3 protein-coding genes and 1 pseudogene are annotated in these 5,609 nt (G+C 58.5%); 3 read left to right on the top strand and 1 reads right to left on the bottom strand.

Annotated elements, in window-relative coordinates; all coding sequences use genetic code 11:
* A partial coding sequence (locus BMY19_RS30085) for an SIS domain-containing protein (protein WP_139215727.1) occupies positions 1–704 on the top strand: 704 nt, incomplete at its 5' end.
* Between the two features lie 19 nt (positions 705–723).
* Positions 724–1,845, top strand: coding sequence for a hypothetical protein (locus BMY19_RS30735; protein ID WP_139215756.1), 1,122 nt, complete (start codon positions 724–726; stop codon positions 1,843–1,845).
* A 1,549-nt stretch (positions 1,846–3,394) separates the two neighbouring features.
* Here the strand turns inward: BMY19_RS30735 and BMY19_RS30095 are convergent.
* A complete protein-coding gene (locus BMY19_RS30095; protein ID WP_244535083.1) occupies positions 3,395–4,183 on the bottom strand; it encodes a transposase in 789 nt (262 codons plus the stop codon).
* Between the two features lie 222 nt (positions 4,184–4,405).
* Here BMY19_RS30095 and BMY19_RS30100 point away from each other — a divergent pair.
* Positions 4,406–5,609 (top strand): annotated as a pseudogene (locus BMY19_RS30100) (IS256 family transposase); the annotation flags it as partial.

A 5,609-nucleotide genomic window follows, 5' to 3' on the forward strand; every position in this document is an offset into this window, starting at 1 on the left:
CGACCTCGACGATCGCGCGGGAATCCTCCGTGGTGATGCCGACGCTGGCCGGGCCGGAGATCGGCGTCGCCTCCACCAAGGCGTTCTCGTGCCAGCTCACCGTGCTGCTCTGCCTCGCCATCGCGGCGGGCCGGGCCCGCGGCACCCTCGACGCGGCGGGCGAGCGGCGGCTGATCGACGGCCTGATCAAGGCGCCGGGCCTGATGGCCGAGGCGCTCACCCACGAGGCGGCGATCGAGGGTCTGGCCCAGGAGGTCGCGAAGGCGCGGGACGTGCTCTATCTCGGCCGCGGCACCAGCTACCCGATGGCGCTGGAAGGCGCGCTGAAGCTCAAGGAGATCAGCTACATCCACGCCGAGGGCTACGCGGCGGGCGAGCTGAAGCACGGGCCGATCGCGCTGATCGACGAGAGCGTGCCGGTGATCGTGATCGCGCCGCACGACGCGGTGTTCGAGAAGACGGTCTCGAACATGCAGGAGGTGGCCGCCCGCGGCGGCCGGATCGTGCTCATCGGCGACGCCAAGGGCGCGGCCGAGCACGGGCTCGACACGCTCGCGACCTTCACCATGCCGGCGCTCGACCCGACGGTGGCGCCGATCGTGTACGCGGTGCCGATCCAGCTGCTCGCCTACCACACGGCGGTGTTCATGGGGAAAGACGTGGACCAGCCGCGGAATTTGGCCAAGTCGGTCACGGTCGAATAATTGAAAAGAGTAACTTGAAATGTCTTCATATAATCTTTCCAAAAAAATATTGGACGCGTTGGCGGACTTGAGGAGTAGAGAGCACAACTCGTCGAAACTAGCAACGCAGCAGCATGCTTCTCAAAATTCAACGGAAGATTGTTTTGTGTTCGATGCAAAACGAGATACACAGTACGCGCATGGAAGCAGTAGCGTGTTTAATGACACTATTTTTTTATTCACCCAGCAATGGGTGGGAATTAGACAAGCTTGCGGAGCCTTTCCAGTAGATAAAATTGCAATAGATGGCCATCATAAATGGACGACTAAAGACGCGCTTGCTATCCTGGAGGAGCTCGAGAGGAGGAATATAAAACGAATTGTAGCTCATGGCATGGCGCCAACCACAAAATATCTCTTGACTGCTTTGAAGTCAGCCCATCCAGAGATCAAAATTTCGGTCGTTTGGCACGGTACTATGGCTGGATGGGCATTTGATCATGAATTGCGATTATTCCAAGATGCGGTAGGTCTTGCAGACGAAAATATTGTCAATAAAATCGGCTTCTTGCGGCGGGGAATGGGCGAAGTTCATAGTAAAGGCTGGCACACCTCACTCGTAAATATCTCGCCGGCAGTGAATATCAATCGAATAACACCCGCATTCAGCAGCAAGCCAATAAATTGCTTGTTTGCATCGTGGAACAATCAATGGAAGAATATGTATACTAATCTAGTCGGCGCTGAGGCGTGCGACCAAGTTAGAAATATAATTTGCTATCAATCAATGGAGGGCTCGCTTTTGAAAAAAGTTCGCACCGAGAGATATGATTCCTTTAAAGCTCACATGACAAGACTTGCAATTGTTGACTTATGCCTCAATGTTTCCATAAATGATTGTCAGCCAATGACCGAACTAGAAAGTATTGCCGTTGGTACTCCCTCCCTGAGGCCAAACTTAGATCATGGGGTTGATCTATTCTCAGAATATGATCGACTATTCACTGTAAACGAGTATCTCAATGCTCGATCAATAAGCGATAGAATTTCAATGCTCTGTAAAGAGGAACCGACTTACCTCAAGGAAGTTATTGACGGATATAAAGACGATTTGATTAAATTGTCATACAATAGATACTCGGATTTTCTCGGTGACGATTAAGCCCTCTAAAAAAAAATTCACGTCCTACATGCAATTTGAGTTCGAGCGGACTTCTAGGACTTATTGGATGCCTGTAATTCCAAGTCGCAGCTTTAACTGCGAACTTGAGTACAATATTGTCGAAAAATCAGCGAGGTCGTCAGTATAGCGGAAGAGTTAAGAAAATCCAACTTCTCGGCCTTGCTCGTATAAATTTACTTTATTGAATGTGATTTTGAGTGCAGTAAGAATTAGTTGTCAGATCAATATCTGCCCAAGGTGAACATACCGATGGCGTCATCAGACGATTTTAATCAAGCGTTTCTTTCTGGATCATGGGGATCAGATGAGTCAAAGAGCGGCCCTGGATCGACAATTAAGTATACAAGATCGCTCAGAATTGTACTTCCAAGTGTCATGCGGTGTTTAAATTGTAAGACTATTTTTGATGCCCCATGTGGTGATCTAAATTGGATCACGAAGACTGAACTGAAGCGTGTGAAATACGTTGGGGCTGATATTTCGAGAGACCTCATCCAGCAAAATAAAATCAAACATCCAAAATTAGAGCTCATTGTTTTAGATATCACCCGGGATCGGTTGCCCCAAGCTGATTTCTGGTTATGCAGAGACGTAATTTTCCACATGTCCTTTTATGACATATTCAGCACTATTTTCAATTTTCTGCGATCTGATATTAAATATTTCGCAACGACTCATCACGCGCAATGTAGACAAAATACGGACTCTGCTACAGGGCCTGCGTCATGGCGTCGGATTAATCTAACGCTTCAGCCCTTTTGCTTTCCCGAGCCTATATTCACTATATGGGACTCGATTGAAGGGTGTCCAGCCAGATGGTTGGCAATTTGGAACAGAGAGCAAATAATGCGTTGGCTCTGGAGAATGGAGGGCGTTGCAGTACGATGGCAAGATTTTGATAAGCATCCTAGCTGAAGATACTTATTGGCTTTGTTCGATTGCTCTGTAAGGAGTGCATATTCGCACCCGTCCGCGCGCTGTGGCTACTATCTGTCCAATCTGCGGTCGGAACTCTGCGGCGGCACCTTTGCTAGAGCGTTTTCAGTTTGGGCTGAGTCGGTTTTGTGGAGTTCACGCGGCGCTGAGAGGCTGATTCACTAGGCCGGTCGACAGCCGCAGTGATGCATGGGCCGCCCCTACCGCTTGGACCTGCGTGAGCGGGTGGTGACTACGGCTACGGCGACCTCGGCCGTGATCCTCCCGCGGCTTCGCGGCTCTCCCGCATTTTGCGTGGAACGGTCGCGGCGACAAGGATGGCACGGGCTGATTCACCAGGCGGATGATCCTGTCCTCATCCCTGCCGGGCTGCACCATCGAGCGCGTCATCCGGAGCGACGATCGTCTTGTCGTCTTCGCCCGTGCGCGGCGTGGGCATGGGCGTTGCCCAACCTGTGGGACGCGCTGCCGGAGCAGGTCGAGGCCGAGCCGGACGTGTTGGCCTACATGGGCTTCCTTGCCGCACACCGGGTCAAGCTCCACAGCACGGATGAGATGGACAAGACCCTTCTCGTCTTCCGTGGTAGCTTTCTCAGGACGCGGACGACCTCGTGGCGAAGCGTGGGGCCTCGGCTGCAAGCCCCGCCGGGCCGCCTTCATTCGAGCCTTGCCGATTTGAGGCGTCCGCGCACCGCTTTCGATGGGCGCGGCGTCCAGTGCGCCACGACCCGCTCGTAAGCGGTCTCCGCGCGCCGGGCGATCTCCATCTCCTGATCGCGCAGCGCGTTGACGTTGTAGAGGCGTAGGCTGGGCCGCGCTGGTTGCCCTTCTTCTGCGGTTGGCCTGCCTGCAGTTCGAGCCCGCGGATCTTGTTGGCAACGAAGGCCGGGCGGCCCCAGAGGTAGTTGGCTTCCTTGATCAACAGGTGCCAGCAGAGCACGGCGAGTTTGCGCGCCGTGGCCACCGCGGCGATCTGGTGACCGCGTTGGGCACGCACCCGCACGAAGAAGGCGTGCAGCGGTCCCGGCGCCTTGGCGGCGGCCCAGGCGGCCTCGACCAGCAGCGCCCGGGCGTGGCTGCGGCCCGCCTTGCTGATGCGCCCGTGCTGGGCAAGTCCGAGACCGGACTGACGCACGCGCGGGTTGAGCCCGAAGTAGCTCACCAGCTTCTGCGGGCTGGAGAAGCGGCGCACATCGCCGATCGCGGCGGCGAGCCCGGCGGCCACCGTCACGTTGATGCCAGTGACGGTGAGCAGGCGGCGCACCACCGGGCTATCGAGCGTCGCCTCGCCGATTGCCCGGTCAAGGACGGCGAGATCCTCGCCCAGGGTATCGAGTTCGCGCAGGTGACGCTTGATCGCCGCGTGCTCGTCATCGGGCAAAGCCTGCCGTTCCAGCCAGGCTCGGCCGACCCGGCTGAACAGGTCGGCATGCGGAGGTCTCGTTCTTGAGCCGAGTGCGATGGCGGACCACCTGGTTGCGCCGCGCCACGAGCCGGCGCAACCGCTCGGTCGCCGCATCCGGCGTCCAGACCTCCGGCAGGAACCGGGACTGTCAGGAATTTCGTGTGCGGGCGGCCATAGTGGACCCGAAGGAGGTTCCCGATGGCACGACGCAAAGCACCCCGCCTCCCTGACGCGATCCTGGACCAGCTCCTGGCCGGGGCCGATCCGAAGACAGCCTTCGAGGCCGATGGCCTGCTGGACGAGCTGAAGAAGGCCCTGGCCGAGCGGGCGCTCAACGCAGAGATGGACCACCATCTGGCGGGCGAGGACGCCGGCAACACGCGCAACGGCTATGGCCGCAAGACGGTCACGACCGAGACGGGCCCGATCGAGCTTTCGATCCCGCGCGACCGGCAGGCGACGTTCGACCCGCAGCTGATCGCCCGCTATCAGCGCCGCTTTCCCGGCTTCGACGACAAGATCGTGTCGATGTACGCGCGTGGCATGAGCACCCGGGAGATCGGCGCGCACCTGCGCGAGCTCTACGGCATCGAGGTCTCGCCCGACCTGATCAGCGCGGTGACCGACGCGGTGCTGGAGGAGGTCGCCGCCTGGCAGGCCCGGCCGCTCGAGCCGGTCTACCCGATCGTGTTCTTCGACGCCCTGCGGATCAAGGTGCGCGACGAGGGCGTGGTCCGCAACTAGGCCGTCCACATCGCGCTGGGCGTGCGCGCCGACGGCGCCAAGGAGATCCTCGGCCTGTGGCTGGAGCAGAACGAGGGCGCCAAGTTCTGGCTGCGGGTCATGAACGAGCTCAGGAACCGCGGCGTCGAGGATGTGCTGCTTGCCGTGGTCGATGGCCTGAAGGGCTTCCCCGACGCGATCCGGGCGGTGTTCCCCGAGGCGCTGGTCCAAACCTGCATCGTCCACCTGCTACGCCACAGCCTCGACTTCGTGTCCTACAAGGACCGCAAGCTCGTGGCGGGTGCGCTGAAGGACATCTACCGCGCGCTCGATGCCGCGGCTGGCGAGGCGGCGTTGGCGGCCTTCGAGATGAGCGAATGGGGTCGGCGCTATCCGGCCATCGCTCAGAGCTGGCGACGGGCCTGGGGCGAGGTGATCCCGTTCTATGCCTTCCCCAGCGAGGTTCGCCGGATCCTGTACACCACGAACGCCATTGAGGCCCTGAACGCCACGCTGCGCCGGGCCGTGCGCGCCCGCGGGCACTTCCCGACCGATGAGGCCGCGCTGAAGCTGCTCTACCTGGTCTTGAACCGCTCCGAGAAGGCGTGGAAGATGGGGCCACGTGAATGGGTCATGGCCAAGGCGCAGTTTGCCGGCATCTTCGGCGAGCGCTTCACCC

The organism is Methylobacterium sp. UNC300MFChir4.1, assembly GCF_900110155.1.
Lineage (GTDB): Bacteria > Pseudomonadota > Alphaproteobacteria > Rhizobiales > Beijerinckiaceae > Methylobacterium.